At 64.0% G+C, this 13,695-nt stretch carries 14 protein-coding genes; 9 read left to right on the plus strand and 5 right to left on the minus strand.

Annotation, left to right across the window (positions count from 1 at the left end):
* The first annotated feature begins 48 nt into the window (after positions 1 to 48).
* From YU3_RS0124675 to YU3_RS0124695, 4 genes are all read left to right on the plus strand, one after another.
* Entirely contained in the window at positions 49 to 555 is a 507-nt protein-coding gene (locus YU3_RS0124675) for a cytochrome b/b6 domain-containing protein (RefSeq protein ID WP_027168734.1), read from the plus strand.
* A 144-nt stretch (positions 556 to 699) separates the two neighbouring features.
* Positions 700 to 1,128, plus strand: a complete 429-nt coding sequence (locus YU3_RS0124680) for a CreA family protein (protein ID WP_084508285.1) — start codon at positions 700 to 702, stop codon at positions 1,126 to 1,128.
* Between the two features lie 210 nt (positions 1,129 to 1,338).
* Positions 1,339 to 1,980 (plus strand): DapH/DapD/GlmU-related protein, encoded by a 642-nt coding sequence (locus YU3_RS0124690; protein ID WP_027168736.1) that lies wholly within the window; start codon positions 1,339 to 1,341, stop codon positions 1,978 to 1,980.
* A 330-nt stretch (positions 1,981 to 2,310) separates the two neighbouring features.
* A complete protein-coding gene (locus YU3_RS0124695; RefSeq protein ID WP_027168737.1) occupies positions 2,311 to 2,736 on the plus strand; it encodes a low affinity iron permease family protein in 426 nt (141 codons plus the stop codon).
* A gap of 99 nt (positions 2,737 to 2,835) precedes the next feature.
* Here the strand turns inward: YU3_RS0124695 and YU3_RS0124700 are convergent, their stop codons facing one another.
* Complete coding sequence (locus YU3_RS0124700; protein ID WP_027168738.1) at positions 2,836 to 3,702, minus strand: SDR family NAD(P)-dependent oxidoreductase; 867 nt, start codon at positions 3,700 to 3,702, stop codon at positions 2,836 to 2,838.
* A 152-nt stretch (positions 3,703 to 3,854) separates the two neighbouring features.
* Here YU3_RS0124700 and YU3_RS0124705 point away from each other — a divergent pair, with 152 nt between their 5' ends.
* Positions 3,855 to 4,136 carry a hypothetical protein gene (locus YU3_RS0124705; protein ID WP_027168739.1) on the plus strand — a complete coding sequence of 94 codons (282 nt, stop codon included), beginning with the start codon at positions 3,855 to 3,857 and terminating at the stop codon, positions 4,134 to 4,136.
* A 6-nt stretch (positions 4,137 to 4,142) separates the two neighbouring features.
* Here YU3_RS0124705 and YU3_RS0124710 read toward each other — a convergent pair whose 3' ends face one another.
* On the minus strand, positions 4,143 to 4,718 hold the full coding sequence (locus tag YU3_RS0124710; RefSeq protein WP_027168740.1) for a TMEM175 family protein: 576 nt from the start codon (positions 4,716 to 4,718) through the stop codon (positions 4,143 to 4,145).
* Between the two features lie 105 nt (positions 4,719 to 4,823).
* Here YU3_RS0124710 and YU3_RS0124715 point away from each other — a divergent pair, with 105 nt between their 5' ends.
* Complete coding sequence (locus YU3_RS0124715) at positions 4,824 to 6,065, plus strand: MFS transporter (protein WP_245273651.1); 1,242 nt, start codon at positions 4,824 to 4,826, stop codon at positions 6,063 to 6,065.
* 3 nt (positions 6,066 to 6,068) lie between these two features.
* Here the strand turns inward: YU3_RS0124715 and YU3_RS0124720 are convergent, their stop codons facing one another.
* From YU3_RS0124720 to YU3_RS0124730, 3 genes are all read right to left on the minus strand, one after another.
* Positions 6,069 to 7,541 carry an MATE family efflux transporter gene (locus YU3_RS0124720; RefSeq protein WP_027168742.1) on the minus strand — a complete coding sequence of 491 codons (1,473 nt, stop codon included), beginning with the start codon at positions 7,539 to 7,541 and terminating at the stop codon, positions 6,069 to 6,071.
* Between the two features lie 103 nt (positions 7,542 to 7,644).
* Positions 7,645 to 9,120, minus strand: coding sequence for an esterase-like activity of phytase family protein (locus YU3_RS0124725; protein WP_027168743.1), 1,476 nt, complete (start codon positions 9,118 to 9,120; stop codon positions 7,645 to 7,647).
* A gap of 271 nt (positions 9,121 to 9,391) precedes the next feature.
* Positions 9,392 to 10,417: a LacI family DNA-binding transcriptional regulator gene (locus YU3_RS0124730; protein ID WP_027168744.1), complete on the minus strand. Its 1,026-nt coding sequence runs from the start codon at positions 10,415 to 10,417 to the stop codon at positions 9,392 to 9,394.
* Between the two features lie 195 nt (positions 10,418 to 10,612).
* Between YU3_RS0124730 and YU3_RS0124735 the strand changes: the two genes are divergently transcribed.
* The 3 genes from YU3_RS0124735 (at position 10,613) to YU3_RS0124745 (ending at position 13,658) form a co-directional block, all read left to right on the plus strand.
* On the plus strand, positions 10,613 to 11,644 hold the full coding sequence (locus YU3_RS0124735; protein ID WP_027168745.1) for a Gfo/Idh/MocA family oxidoreductase: 1,032 nt from the start codon (positions 10,613 to 10,615) through the stop codon (positions 11,642 to 11,644).
* Complete coding sequence (locus YU3_RS0124740; RefSeq protein WP_027168746.1) at positions 11,641 to 12,549, plus strand: sugar phosphate isomerase/epimerase; 909 nt, start codon at positions 11,641 to 11,643, stop codon at positions 12,547 to 12,549. Before YU3_RS0124735 ends, YU3_RS0124740 begins: the two co-directional genes overlap by 4 nt.
* A 101-nt stretch (positions 12,550 to 12,650) precedes the next feature.
* On the plus strand, positions 12,651 to 13,658 hold the full coding sequence (locus YU3_RS0124745) for a substrate-binding domain-containing protein (protein ID WP_027168747.1): 1,008 nt from the start codon (positions 12,651 to 12,653) through the stop codon (positions 13,656 to 13,658).
* The last annotated feature ends 37 nt before the right edge of the window (positions 13,659 to 13,695 follow it).

Raw genomic sequence — 13,695 nt, forward strand, 5'->3', positions numbered from 1 at the left:
TTCGCCCTCCAGCTATCTTCCATAAGATATTCGTGATGGAGCAAGCCGATGGCCGGTGCGCCAGTATCGTCCTATTCGAAGACGCAGATATGGCTGCATTGGAGCATCGCGGCGCTTATCCTGGTCCAATTTGTCGCCCATGACGGCATGGAGCATGTGTGGCGGGCGCTGCGCCGCGGGCAGGAAGCTGCCGCCGGCGACTGGCCGCTGGCCTATATGCATGTCGTGCTCGGCCTCGCGGTGCTGGTGCTTGCCGCCTGGCGGCTATGGCTGCGGGCAACACGCGGCGTCCCGCCGGTGTCAGGCATGGAGCATCCGGCGCTACGGCTGCTCGCCAGGATAACGCATCTGGTGATCTACGCGCTCATCTTCATCGTGCCGCTTGCCGGCGCCGCGGCATGGTTCCTGCAGGTGCCTGGCGCGGGCCTGGTGCATGTCGTCGGCAAGGACGTCCTGCTCTATGTGGTGCTGCTCCATATTGCCGGCGCGCTCGCCCAGCACTTTGTCTTCAAGTCGGACGTGCTCAGGCAGATGCTGGCGTTCCGCCAGGCATAGCCTCTTCGCGGTCATCGGGCGGCTTGCAAACGCCACGATCCTGTCCCACCTGACATCGGCAAACGCGAACCGAGGAGGCAACCTTTGCGAAAACTGATCGGCGGCTTATTCGCCGCATGTCTTGCCCTCAGCGCCGGGGCAGCCATGGCCGACGAGGTCGGTAAAGTCGGTGTCGACTGGGTCGGCAACGACATCATGATCGACGCGATCAAGGACCCGAAAGTCGACGGCGTCACCTGCCATGTCGCCTATTTCGACCGCAGCATCATCGACCGGCTGCACAAGGGCAACTGGTTCGAGGACCCTTCCGATTCCTCGATCTCCTGCCGCCAGACCGGGCCGATCAGCATCGGCGACATCGACATGAGCGAGGGCGGCGAGGAAGTGTTCAAGCAGGGCCTCAGCCTGATCTGGAAGAAGCAGGTGGTGAACCGCATCTACGACAAGAAGAACGAGACGCTGATCTATCTGTCGCATTCGCGCCAGGTGCAGAACGGCTCGGCCAAGATGTCGGTCACGACCGTGCCGCTCTTCGGCCAGAGCGTGGTGTGGACGAAGGGCAAGCCGCAATAGGCCTAAAGCGCGTCGCGATCTTTCAGATTCGCTCCATGCGCTTTGTCTTGATGCATGTCGTTGTCCCAGAACCGCTGCGCACTTCTGGGCGACATGCATTAGTTTTTGATTTTGCGCATGTCCTTGTCCCGAAACCGGTTCCCACCTTCGGGGGACATGCTTTGAGCAGTCCCGCTTGCGGGACCGATCGCCCGGGCGTAAAGCCGCGCCATGGACCGCCCTGAAAACCTCGTTCTCAAGGACCCCGAGCCGCGCATCCATCCGACCGCGGAGCTGAAGGCGTGCAAGCTCGGGCGCTACGCCTCGATCGGCGAGCGGGTGATCCTGCGCGAGGTGACGGTCGGCGACTTCTCCTATTTCGAACGTCATTGCGAAGCGATCTACACGACGATCGGTAAGTTCTGCTCGATCGCCGCCAACAGCCGCATCAACGCTCTCGAGCATCCAATCGAGCGGCTGACGCAGCACAAGGTCAGCTACCGGCCGAACGAGTATTTCCGCTGGCTGGGCGTCGACACGGCATTCCGCTCGCGGCGGCAGGAGAAATCGGTCAGCATCGGCCACGATGTCTGGATCGGCCATGGCGCGGTCATCATGCCGGGCGTCGCGATCGGCAACGGTGCCGTGATCGGCGCCAATGCCGTCGTGACGCAGGACGTTCCAGCCTACACGATCGTCGCCGGCGTGCCCGCAAAGCCGCTGCGCCGGCGGTTCTCAGCCGCTGTTGCGGCGCGCATCGAGACCCTCGCCTGGTGGGACTGGGCGCCCGAGAAACTGGCCGACGCAATCCCCGACATGCAAGCCATGCCGATCGAGGCCTTCCTCGATCGCTGGGAAAATGATGCCTGCTGAGGCAAACCAGCGGCGGAACGCCGTCTGGCGCTGAGGCGCTACCTGGATGCTACGCTCCGCCGTGGGGGGATAGTTGCCCCTTCCGCCATGCGGGGGTGGCGCAGCGGAAGGGGCTGGAGGTAAACCGCCGTGAAGCGGAAGGAACAGGCTTTTGGCCTGCACCGGCACTATCGCAAACAACGGATAAGGTGTTTTTTCATGCGCCTGCGCTTTCTGCGTGTATTCGATTGCGGCCGCGTGCATGCTTGAAAATTCAAGCCTTTGGAACCAGAGACGGCGGCAGCTTGTTTCTTCGCAAGCGCCTGCCCATCCATGTTTTCGAGGATTTGAATGATCGAGAGGATTTTTACCAGGATAGCCAATCAGGTGGCGCATCTGGCGGGCCTGCCGTCGACCTTTGCCATCTGCGTGCTGATCGTGGTTGCATGGGCAGTGACTGGTCCGATCTTCGGGTTTTCGGATACCTGGCAACTCGTCATCAATACCGGCACCACCATCATCACCTTCCTGATGGTGTTCCTGATCCAGAACACGCAGAATCGGGACGGCGCGGCGATCCAGGCCAAGCTCGACGAGCTGATCAGGGTCAGCCGCGCGCACAACACCTTCATTGGCATCGAACACCTGACCGAATCCGAGGTCCAGGAGATCCGCGAAAAATGCGAAAGGGCCGCAAAACGGCATGACCGGGAGGTCGCCGCGGCGGCCGTCAAGAAGGCCGGGCAAAAGCACTCCTCCAAAAAACACGCGGCTTGAGCATAGTCTGTCGTTCGGCACGACTTGTCGTTCGGGCACGACCTTTGCGAACTGAAGCTTGGCGCAATAAGAGCCGGCTTTCGACTCGCATGGGGTTCTCTAGCGGTTCATAAAGGCCGCGAACGCGTCCTCGTGATCGGGATGCCAGCGCGACAAGGCAGGACGGTTCTGGATGATGTCGCCGATCGCCCAGGCCATGCGCTTTTCATCGGTCGGTCGTGCGACCTCGTTGTCGGGGCACAGGATATAGAAGTCGTCGTCCATCAGCGATGTCAGCATGAAGTCGATCACCTGCTCGCCGGTCCAGGCGCCGGTGGGTTTTTCCGTCGCCCCTTCGGTCAGGCCGGTATAGGTGAAGCCGGGGATGAGCAAATGCGCCGACAGCTTTGCTCCCGGCTCGTTGCGCAGCGCATGCGCCAGCCCTTCGGTAAACGTCTTCACGCCGGCCTTGGAGACGTTGTAGGCGAGATTGCCGGGCGGCGTGGTGATGCCCTGCTTGGATCCGGTGTTGATGATCAGGCCCGGCTTCCCGGCGGCGAGCATGCGCGGCGCGAAGGCCTCGACGCCGTGCACGACACCCCAGAAATTGACGTCGAGCAGCCGCTTCCAGGCGTCGCGGTTCTCCCACGGTTTGCCCGGATTGTTGCCGACGCCGGCATTGTTCATCAGCACCGACACCGCGCCGAAGGTGCCGTGAGCGAGGTCGGCCAGCCGGTCGACCTCGTCGGGTTTGGAGACGTCGGTGGGAATTGGAAGCACGGCATCGTCTCCGCCGATTGCCGCTACGGCCTGCTTTGCCTGGTCGAGGCGCACACCGCCCATATCGGCCAGCACCGTCTTCATGCCCATCGCCGCGAACCGTTTTGCGGCGGCAAGGCCGATACCGCTGGCGCCGCCGGTGATGACGGCGACATTGCCGGAGGCGAAAGCGGGCAGGGCGGTCTGGATTTGGGCGTCGCTGGTCATAATCTTCGATCCTTGTTCGGTCGCGCCGAACTTAACGCCGGGCGCCGCCGAGGCAAGGCCGGTTCGTCCCAGCGGGTTGACCGCGATGGCCGCAACGGGTTGACCGCGATGGCGTGCCCCGCGCATGTTATCCTGAAAAAGGAGTTCGGCATTTGACCGACTGGATCGAAATCCTGAAGGAACAGACCATCAACGGCGACGAGATGGGCCGCGAGGTGCCGAAGATGCTTGCCAATCCCGATATCAGCGAGGCGCAGGTGAAAACGCTGTTTGCCGCGCTGGAGAAGCAGGCGGACTTCGCCGAGAAGCTGCGGCTTGCGCTGGAGAAGTTCGGCCATGATTTTTCGATCATCAAGGCGGCAGAGCGGCTTGAAGAGCGCTATGCCGACCTTGCCGCCTCGGTGGCCGAGAAGCTGAAGGCGATGCGGAAGTAAGAACCGCTACTTTTCGATGAGCCGTTCGAAGCGCTTGTCCGGCACGAACCATATCATCGCCACAGCCACATAGAGCGCGACGCCGATCCACTGGCTGACGAAAGTGAGCAGCACGCCTGCGATATAGATCGCCAGCGAGATCTTGCCTTTGCGGTCACGGCCCACTGCCTTGGCAAAGGTTGTGTCCGCGCCATGCAGATGGCGCAGCTCGACGACGAGAACGTAGTAGGCAAACGCGCAGAGCGCGAGGCCGACGCCATAAACGGCGACGGGCACTGGTGCGAAATGGTTCTCGCCCATGAAGGCGGTCGTCGCCGGCATCAGCGACAGCCAGAACAGCAAGTGCAAGTTTGCCCACAGCACGCGTCCGTCGACGCGCTGCACGGTGTGGAACATGTTGTGCAGATTGTTCCAGTAGATGCCGACATAGATGAACGACAGCACATAGCTGAGGAAGATCGGCCACAGCGGCAAAAGCGCTGAGAAATCCTCGCCGTGCGGCACTTTCAGCTCCAGCACCATTATGGTGATGATGATGGCGACGACGCCATCGGTGAATGCCTCGACCCGTCCCTTGCCCATGATTCCTTCCTCGTTGATTGACGAACGTTACGGGAGGACGGCGCGCCTGACCATCCTGCCAGCATTGTCAGGAGCGCGTTTGGCAAGCGCAACATCGGTCATTACATGGGCGTTGGGCTCGCAACGCTGGAGGTGATGATGACCAGCTACGCTCAAACCATGACGCGCGACAATGAGCTCGGCGGTGGCGCCGCGATGGCTGCCGTCGCCGCCATGATCGCAACGCTTTTTGCAGGCAGCACCGCGCTGACGCCGCTTTACGTGATCTACAAGCAGGCCTTCGGCTTCTCGCAGATCACGCTGACGCTGGTCTATGCAGTCTACGTGGTCGGCAATCTGACGGCGCTGCTGTTTTTCGGCCGGCTGTCGGATGCCATCGGCCGCCGTCCAGCGGCTATGGCGGCGATGGCCGTCGCAGTGGTCAGCGCGTTGTTTTTCCTCTTCGCCGAAAACCTGGCCTGGCTCGACATCGCCCGCATCTTGAGCGGGCTCGGCATCGGGATCGGCGCGGGAACCGGCACCGCCTGGCTCGCCGAACTGATCGAGGGCAAGGACAAGTCGCGCGCCGCTGTCATCGCCACCAGCACCAACTTCGTCGGTCTTGGCCTCGGCGCTCTGATATCGGGACTGCTTGCCGAATACGCGCCCTGGCCGCTCAGGCTGACATTCGCCGTCTACCTCGCTCTGCTGGTACTGGTCACGCTGCTGATCTGGCGCACGCAGGAGACGGTCACCAGGCCCGGACGGTTGTCCGACGTCTCGATGCGGCCGCGGCTTTCCGTGCCCGACAAAATCCGGGCGCAATTCGTCGCGCCGGCGGTGACGGGCTTCGGCGCCATGGCGCTGGTCGGTTTTTATGCGGCGCTGGCGCCGAGCATCCTGGCGCAGCAATTGCACGCGACCAATCACGCCGAGGCCGGCGGTCTGTTCTTCGAATTGTCGATCGTGGCGGCGGCAACGATCCTGGCCACTGCGCGCCTGTCCAGCCGCGCCACCATGCTCGCCGCGCTGGTTCTGATGATCCCGACCGTGGCGCTGATCGTGGCGGCGCAGGTCTACGCCTCGATGGCCGTGATGATCGCCGCGACGGCGGTCTGCGGCGTGGCGGCGGCGCTCGGCTATCGAGGCGGCCTGCAAGTGGTGAACCAGATCGCGCCGGCCGACCGCCGCGCCGAAGTGGTGTCGGCCTTCTTCATCTGCTGCTTCTGCGGCAACGCGCTGCCGGTAATCGGCATCGGCGTCCTGTCGAGCCTGGCGAATGCAACGACGGCGAGCCTGGCTTTTGCCGGCATGATCATCGTCTTCTCGCTCGTGGCGCTCGGCTTCGGCGCCAAATATGCGCGATAGGACTCAACTGTTCGGTGTCTCCGGCAGGAGTTGCGCGCGCTGGCGCGGTATGCCGAGGCCGGTGTCCGGCGGCTCGCCCGCGGCCGGCCGGTCCTCGATCATATGCATCGTGCGCCAGCGGCCGAAGCGGTAGTAGGCGGCGGCCAGCACCAGCGAAGCAATCGAGCCGGCCGGAAAGCTCCACCACAGCGCTTCCTGGCCGATGACGCTCCGCATGGAATAGGCAAAGCCGGTGCGCACGATCAGCACCGAGATAATCAGGATGATCAGCGGCGGCATGACGGCGCCGGTGGCGCGCACGGTGGCGAACAAAACGATGGTGATGCCGAACAGGATGAACGACCAGGACGCCACCTTGTTGATGTGGGCGGCGATGTCGATCGCGGTGCTGTCGCCGATGAGGAAAAGGCTGAGCACGGCACGGTCGAAGACGAAAAGCAGGGCCACCAGCGCGCCGGTCAGCACCAGGTTGAAGCCGACGCCCGAGGCCGCGACCTTGCCGATGCGATCCCAGCGCCCGGCGCCGACATTTTGCGCCGCCATCGAGGAGACGGCGGCGCCGATGGCCAAGGCGGGCATCTGGATATAGGTCCAGAGCTGCGCCGCGATGCCGTAGGCGGCGGCGACCTGCGAGCCGTAGGAATTGACGATGCCCATCACCGTCAACGCGGCGGCCGAGATGACGATCATCTGCAGGCCCATCGGAATACCCTTGAAGACGACTATGCGCAGCAGCGCGGGATCGGGCCGCAGCAAGGCGAGGTCGGCGCCCGCCAGCCTGAGCGGATGTTTGCGCGCATAGAGCACGATCAGGATGGCGATCACGCTCACCGTCTGGCCGATCAATGTCGAGGTGGCCGAGCCGGCGATGCCAAGCGCGGGGAAGGGACCGATGCCGCGGATGAGCAGCGGATTGAGCACGACGTCGAGAACGACAGCCAGCGCCATGAAGACAAACGGCGTTCGCGAATCGCCGGCGCCGCGCAGCACCGTCATGACGAAGGACAAAAGGTTCATCATCGGCACGGCGACGAAGATGATGCGCAGATAGGCGCGCGCCAGCGGCAGGGCATCCGCCGGCGTGCCGAGCCCGGTCAGGATGGCGTCGACCCAGACCCAGCCGCAGACCGCGAACACCACCGAGACCAGGAAGAAGAAGGTGGCGCTGGTGCCGACGATGCGCTTTGCCTCCGGCAGGTCGCGCGCGCCGACTGATTGCGCGACCAGGATGGTCGCCGCCATGCCGATGCCGAAGACCGTGCCGAGGATGAGGAACAGCACGAGATTGGCGTTGGAGGTGGCGGTCAGCGCCGCCTCGCCGAGGAAGCGGCCGACCCAGACGGAATTGATCGAGCCGTTGAGCGACTGCAGCACGTTGGAGCCCAGAACCGGCAGCGCGAACAAAAGCAGCGTGCGCGGGATCGGACCGCTGGTCAGGTCGCCGACGCGCTGGCGGGCGGGCTTTTTGTCATCCATGGCAGGCACCGAAATTGAATCAGGCCCGCGATGCTATCGCAGGCCTGATGCTCATGCATCCCTTATGCTTGGGTCTGCTGCAGCCGCAGCTGTCTGCAACCTATTACTGGGTGGTGTTTCCAGAAAGGCCGGGCAGGGTGACTTGATAGACCAGGAAGATGGTGTCGACATCGGCGCCATCCTCGGCCTTGTAGGGCGCGCCGATCTGGAAGCCATCCTGGGTAAGAAAATCGTTGTCGTTGGCGACGAACAGGAAATAGTCGTCGGGCAGCTTCGGGTCGAGCACCGGAGCCAGCGACATCGCTTCCCACTTCTCCGAAAGGTTATCTTTGTCGTTCGGCGCGCCATTGTGCAGGCCGAAGCGGCCGAGCTCGCCCTTGTCGTTGATGTCGATGAACGGCGTCAGCTTGGCGGGCGTCACCGAGGCGTCGACCACGCCCTTCGGCGCGACCGGCTTGTCGGCGGCATCGAACGGACCGTTGGCGATGTCGGTAGCGCCGGACAGGTCGACGATCCCGATCTTGCGGTAGAGCGATTCGTCGCCCTTGACCCCCTGGCCGTTGCCGCTGTCGCGCGCCAGCAGCAGAAAATTCTTGTCGGAGAGCGCAACGATCTCGCTCTGCGCCGCCACCTTGGTCTTGCCCTTGGAGTCCTTGAACACCGGCAGCGGCACGACATACTCGTGCGCCAGCTTGAGATGAGCGAGGTCGGAGGCGTCATAAACCAGCGCGCGGGTGTTCTGGCGCGTCGAGCCGGAATCGCCGCCATCCTGGCGGGCGGCCGATTGCAGCACGGCGATCAGGAACTTGCCGTCCGGGGTCATCGACATGCCTTCGAGGCCCTGGTTGTTCTGGCGCCCGGTCTCGGGATCCTTCGGGTTGGGCTCGGCAGCGCCCGGACCCGGATTGTCGGAAGCGAAGTTCGGCTTGCCGTGACGCATCGGCACCAGCGCAGCAGGCGGCTGCGTCGCCGACATCAGGCGGCCTTCGGCCGAGAAGCGGTAGATGTTCGGGCCATATTCGTCGGAAATGAACATGGTGCCGTCGGGCAGCCGCACGATGGCTTCATCGTCGAGCGCCAGCTTGCCATTGTCGGCCTGCGGCAGGATCGGCATGTCGCTGGCGGCCGGGCGCACACCATTCAGCGGATCAAGGCCGGTGGTTTCCGCTCCCTTGTCGTCGGTGAGCAGCATGGAGTCGGCAAGGGTCGCCTTGACGCCGGTCTGTTCCTGACCGGCGGCGGGCGTCGCGCCCGGCGCGGTCGGGGTCAGCTCGATCGCGATGGTGTTGATGCGAGCGCGATAATCGGTCGTGCCGGCGACATTGTAGCCGCGATCCGGCAGCAGCCAGAGCGAGCCCTTGTAGCCGGCGCCGTCGCGGGCCCACGACTTGGCGTCGATCGCCATGCCGGAACCCGAACCGAACGTCTCGCCGAACCTGTCCTTCTGGCTGGCCGGGATGCGGCCGACGCCGACAAGGCCCTTGTTGACATAGGCGACGCCGTCGGCGAGCGCCGGGCTAAGAGCGGTGAACAGGGCAAGCGCCGCGACGAGCGCGACGGTTCGGTTGAGATGCTTCATGGATATCCCCTTCTTGACGAGCATGAAGGAACGGGCGTCACATCGAACGCCGGTGCCTTTCTGCCCAGCGGGTCTAGGACGCCAACATGATACTTGCGTGACAGGAGGCGCCTCTTCCTTCTCCCCTTGCGGGAGAAGGTGGATCGGCGCGTCAGCGCCGAGACGGATGAGGGGTGTTCCAGCGGAGTGAGACGTTGGCGTTCCCTGGAGCACCCCTCATCCGGCCGCTACGCGGCCACCTTCTCCCGCAAGGGGAGAAGGAAAGGGCGCCTCAATCGCTCTCTCTTGCGACCAGTTCCAGCGGCCAGACCTCGCGGATGATGCGCGGCCCTTCGGGGCCGGCGAAGGCAGGCAGCGAGGCCAGCAGCATTTCCGCCAGCCGCCGGCCCATAGCCTCCAGTGCCGGACGGAAGGCAGTCAGCGTCGGCGAGAAGTAGCGACAGAGCGGTGTGTCGACGATGACGATTACGGCCATGTCATGGCCCGGCTTGATTCCCATCTCGGCCAGCGCCTTGCAGCCGCCAAGCGCCATCGCGTCATTGTTGAAGATGATGGCCGTCGGTGGGTCTTTGGAGCGCATGACTTGCGGCGTCACCTGGTAGCCGCCAGCCTCGTTGATGAAGCCGTCGGCGATCAGGTCGGGGTCGACCTCGATGCCGTGCCGCTTCAGCGCCTTGCGGTAGCCGTCGAGAAACAGGTAGCCGAAGTTGAGATCAAGTGAAGGGCGGATGGCGGCAATGCGCCGGTGTCCGCGCGCCACTAGGCGGTCGACAGCTTCATCACCCGCCCTCTCGAAATCGATATCGAGAGAAGGATAGGTGTCGCCACCGGACTGACTTCGGCCAAGCGTGGCGAAGGGAAAGCCGGCCTTGCTGAGATAATCAATGCGATCGTCTTCCCTTCGTGTATTGGCCAACACGACCGCATCGACCAAGCGCGTCTCAACCACGCGGCGCAACCGCTCCTGCTGATATTGGCCGGGCTCACCCATGACGACCATCAGATCGAGGCCATGCTCGGCGAGCTTCGCCTGCAGTCCGATCAGGAACGGGATGAAGAACGGCTCGCCATATTGCTGGTCGCCCGGATGCGGCTGCAGCATGAAGGCGATCGAATGGGTGGCGCCTTGCCTGAGGGCGCGACCGGACTGGTTGGGTGAATAGTTCAGCCTTTTGGCCGCATCGAGAACGCGCTGGCGCGTATCGGCATTGACGTCGGCACGGCCGTTCAGCGCGCGCGACACGGTGCCGATCGAGATGTTCAGGTGACGCGCAAGGTCGTGGATGCTGGATGCCAAGGACGGTTCTCCCCCTGCCTTGGCTAGCACCGGCTGCCGCTGACGCCAAGGCTTCGGGACGATTTTTCGAAAGCAGCCGATTGACATTCTACGTCTTCGGGTGTGTTCTCGTAAACGTTTACGGAAAAACGTTTACGGTGATGCCGTGAATGCCGTGGCATTCGGCCTGGAGGGGCCGAACGGGAGGAATGCTGGATGATGAAGGCCGTCTTGGTCGGCTGCGGAGCCATGAGCAAGCGTTGGCTCGACGCCGCAAGGCAAATCGACGGGCTCGACGTTGTCGGCCTTGTCGACCTCGATGCCGAGCGAGCGCAGGCGAGGGCGCGCGAGTATGAACTCGCCAGGGCCGTCGTCGGCACCAGCCTTGACGCCGTTCTCGACCAGACAAAGCCGGATGCCGTGTTCGACGTCGTGGTCCCGGCGGCCCGGCGCGAAGTCGCCTTTTCCGCGTTCGCCCATAATTGCCATCTCCTGACCGAGAAGCCGCTCGCCGACAGTCCGCGAAATGCCCGCGCGATCATCGAGGCGGCCCGTCGCGCCGGACGCGTCCATGCCGTCGTCCAGAACCGCCGCTATGTCGACAATGTCAGGCGTATCCGTCGGTTTCTGGACACCGGTGTCATTGGCAAGCCGACCAGCATCCATGCCGACTTCTTCGTCGCGCCGCATTTCGGCGGCTTTCGCGAGGAGATGGCCCATGTGCTGTTGCTCGACATGGCGATCCACACCTTCGACGCCGCCCGCTTCATGGTCGGCGGCGAGCCGGCCAGCGTCTATTGCCAGGAATGGGAGCCGGCCAATTCCTGGTACCGGCAGGGGTCGTCGGCCAGCGCGATGTTCGACTTCGGTGGCGGCAAGGTCTTCACCTATGCCGGCTCCTGGTGCGCCGATGGCTTCCGCACCAGCTGGGAAGGCAGCTGGCGCATCGTCGCCGAGCGCGGCAGCCTGATTTGGGATGGCCATGACATGCTGAAGGCGGAGGTGGTGGCGCCGGGCCGCGACGGCCTGATCGACAATACCCGGGCGATCGAGGTTCCGCCGCTCGATCCCGCCGATCGGGTCGACGGCCATCTCGGCATCATCAAGGATTTCATGCACGCGATCGAAACCGGGACCGAGCCCGAGACGCGCGGCGCCGACAACATCAAAAGCCTGGCCATGGTCTTCGGCGCGATCGAAAGCGCCGAGACCGGCCGCCGCGTGGCCATCGCACAGGAAACGCAATGATGCCAAACCCGCTTCTCGACATCAGGATCGGCACCATGGTGCGGGCCAATCTCGACGACCCGGCAGCCTATATCAGGCAGATCCTGCCGCTCGGCTTCGAGAGCATCCAGCCCTTCTTCTGGCAGACGCTGGGCGGCAAGGATCTTGCACGCCTTGCCGGCGAGATCCGCGAGGCGATCGGCGATGCAGATGTCGTGGTTTCCTCGATTGGAGTGTTCGGCAATCCGCTGGAAAGCGGCGAGGTCGATCGCGAGGTGCTCGCGGCCTGGGAGACGGCGATCGACAATGCGCATCTGTTCGGCACTTCCATGATCAGCGGCTTCACCGGGCGCGTCCGCGGCAAGAAGCTGACCGACAGCCTGCCGCGCTTCCGCGAGGTCTGGGGCCCGCTGGCAAAACGCGCCGCCGACAAGGGCGTGCGCATCGCCTTCGAGAATTGCGCCATGGACGGCAACTGGACCGGCGGCGATTGGAACATCGCCCACAACCCGGACGCGTGGGAGCTGATGTTCAACGAATTGCCGGACGACAATCTCGGCCTGGAATGGGAACCCTGCCACCAGCTCGTCTATCTGATCGACCCGATCCCGCAGATCCGCAAATGGGCGCCGCGCATTTTCCACGTCCATGGCAAGGACGCGACGGTGCGCTGGGACGTGATCCGCGAGCATGGCGTGTTCGGGCGGCTGCCGTTCGTGCAGATGCGCACGCCAGGCTTCGGCGACAGCGATTGGGCGCGAGTGATCAGCGAGTTGCGGCTGGCCGGCTACAAGGGCGCCATCGACATCGAAGGCTGGCACGACCCAGTCTATCGCGGCGATCTGGAGATCACCGGTCAGGCGCGGGCGCTGGAGTATCTCAAGCAATGCCGGGGAGGGGCCAGCTACCTGCCGAACCCGATGTGAGGAAAAGCCGGCGGGAGGAGCCGGCCAGCCAAGTGCGGCGCATTGCCGAAGCAAATGTCGAAACCCTCGCGCTTGCGAGGACAAAAAAGGGAGGAACTTGCATGAGCATCGCCAAGAGAACGACACTTCTGCGCACGGCCGTCGTGGCTGCCACCACGGCGCTCGCCGCCGCCATCTCGACACTGCCTGCCCACGCGCTCGACGCGCAATGGTGCAAGGACGTCCACATCCGCTTCTTCGTCGGCGGCGCCGAGGGCGACGCCTTCGGCACCATCGTCTACAATGGAGCCAAGCAGGCGGCGGCAGATCTCGGCCCGAAGGTCGACTACATCTTCTCGGGCTGGGACGTCGAAAAGATGGTGCAGCAATTGCGCGAGGCGGTCGCGGTCAAGCCGCAAGGCATTGCCATGATGGGCCATCCCGGTGACGCGGCGATCATGCCGCTGGCCGAACAGGCGCACAAGGACGGCGTCAAGATGATGTACCAGAACGTACCGGTGCCGACGGTGACGGCGGCGTTCGGCGGCGGCTATGTCGGCGCCCAGCAGGAACAGCAGGGACGCGCGCTCGGCGCCGAGGCGTTCAAGCTGGCCGGGCTGAAAGCCGGCGACAAGGCGATCATGATCGGCCCGTTCGAGAATGAGAGTCGCGGCGCACGCGAGCGTGGGACAGTCGCCGCCTTGAAAGAGGCCGGCATCGATGTCGTTCAAATCAATTCCGCGACCGAGTGGGCTGCCGATCCGAATTTGGCGATCCCGGTGATCACCGCGGCACTCCTCAACAATCCCGGCGTCAAGGCGGTCGGCTATCCCGGCGGACAGATGCTCGGCAACGTGCCGACCTATATGCAGTCGGCGGGCAGGAAGCCCGGCGATATCTTCAATTTCGGCTTCGACACCAGCCCGCAGATCGTCGAGGCCTTCAAGGGCGGCTGGGTGCAGCTGACGGCCGACCAGCAGCCGTTCATGCAGGGCTATCTGCCGATCCTCAGCCTCTGCCAGCAAGTGGTGCTGGGTCTGGCGCCGATGAATGTCGACACCGGCGCCGGCTTCGTCACGCCGCAGAACTACGAGATCGTCTCAGAGCTCGCCAAGCAGGCGCTGCGCTGACCTCCCAAGGCTGCCGGCCGGGCTAACCCGGCCGGCA

The organism is Mesorhizobium sp. WSM3224, from assembly GCF_000427725.1.
GTDB lineage: Bacteria > Pseudomonadota > Alphaproteobacteria > Rhizobiales > Rhizobiaceae > Mesorhizobium.